Origin of the sequence: Sutcliffiella sp. NPDC057660, from assembly GCF_042800035.1 — a bacterium.
Classification (GTDB): Bacteria; Bacillota; Bacilli; order Bacillales; family Bacillaceae_I; genus Sutcliffiella_A.
This window is the reverse complement of sequence record NZ_JBHVHV010000043.1, coordinates 1-1,665: the sequence shown is the minus strand read 5'-3', so window position 1 is coordinate 1,665 and position 1,665 is coordinate 1. Positions and strand designations below refer to the sequence as shown.

Annotated in this window: 1 protein-coding gene; it reads left to right on the top strand. The window is 43.8% G+C overall.

What is annotated here, in order from left to right; genetic code table 11:
• Positions 1–128: 128 nt before the first annotated feature.
• Entirely contained in the window at positions 129–1,238 is a 1,110-nt protein-coding gene (locus tag ACFVAD_RS24220; RefSeq protein WP_386646464.1) for an IS110 family RNA-guided transposase, read from the top strand.
• Positions 1,239–1,665: the final 427 nt, after the last annotated feature.

Sequence of the window (1,665 nt, the reverse complement as noted above, 5' to 3'; positions counted from 1 at the left end):
CAGGCGAAGCCGAGTTATCATGAACAAAACTAGCTCCTTACTCGTAACATCGTAGGTTAACTGGGTAAAGGTAAATATGAGAACCAAAAACCCAATCAGAGCTACATTACGGAAGGAGCTAGCTTACTATGAAGAATACCACAAAATTTATTGGTTTAGACGTATCTAAAGAAAAAATTGCGGTTGCCATCGCTGATGAAGGACGTGAAGCCCCGCGTTATTGGGGGTTAATCCCTCATACTGATGGAGACATAAGAAAATTAGTAAAAAAGCTAGGTAATCCTGATCAGTTGTTTTTCTGTTATGAAGCCGGTCCAACAGGTTACCCACTTTATCGTATGCTTGTTTCTATGGGTGTTCATTGTGATATCATCGCACCGTCTTTAATTCCGCAAAAGCCTGGCGAACGTGTAAAGACCGATCGTAGAGATTCCATCCGACTCGCTCAGCTATACAGAGCCGGAGAGCTAACACCAATTCACGTACCTACCAAAGAAGATGAGGCACTGCGTGATCTGGTCCGTTGCCGGGAAGATGCGAAAGAAGATGAACTTCGTGCCAAACACCGACTATCCAAATTTCTATTACGGCATCAGATACACCCTCCAGACGGGGTAAATAAGTGGACAAAAAAATACTTTAATTGGCTGGATACACTTAAATTTGATCATGCCGCCACACGTACCGTTTACCAAGAGTACTATCACCAACTCAAAGAGCTTGAACAACGAATTTATCGTCTTGAAGAAGAGATTCAGCAACAAGCGACAGATGGTGTTCATGCCCCAATGATTCAAGCGCTGCAGTCTCTTCGTGGTGTAGCGCTAATTACAGCGACAAGCATTGTGGCAGAAGTCGGGTCATTCCTTCGTTTTCGTACGCCTCGTCAACTGATGGCTTATACAGGACTAATCCCTAGTGAATACTCAAGTGGGGAGCGCAGGTATCAGGGCGAAATCACGAAAACTGGCAACCGGCATTTAAGACGCTTACTGGTCGAAGCCGGATGGAGTTACCGCTATCAGCCTGCCGTTAAAGGGAAACTGAAGCAAAGGCAACATGGATGTTCGCCTTCTATTCAAGCGATCTCATGGAAAGCGCAAAACCGACTTCATAAAAAGTACTACCGTCTCATTTCCAAAGGAAAAGAAAGTGGTAAAGCTGTCACTGCAGTCGCAAGAGAATTAGCTGGATTCATATGGGCAATAGCACAAGAAATTGAGCCGAGTAACCGTTAATTTGATGCATTAAACTGAGTGAAATTTTTATTGTCCCTCCAGCCATTGATGTAATAAAAACGGAGCTGAGCTTAGGGCTCGAAGGCAAAGATAAAAACCGGAAAGGAATATCCACGAGCCTCCTCTGTGCTAGTCTAGAATATTAGATGAACGCACGCGCCGAGTTAGTGGATCAGTCCTTTATACGGAAAGATAAAATGTGTGAACCCACGGATATCAGAGTGCTAACCGCAGTCGACATTTTTGCCTTCGTGCCGTGTGCTTACCTATCTGTTTTACGTTAAAACGGAAGGGAGAGAAAATGATTAACAGCATACAAATCAAGCATCTAATAAAAAGAAGCGTAAATGCTTCGTTTCTTAAAGGCGGATAAAAAATGGGTTTGGAGCAGTCTCCTTGACAGTTTTGTTCATATCAGGAGGCTCCC

Coding starts and splice junctions, on each gene's coding strand:
- ACFVAD_RS24220 (WP_386646464.1), top strand. CDS start 129: ATGAAGAATACCACAAAATTTATTGGTTTAGACGTATCTAAAGAAAAA.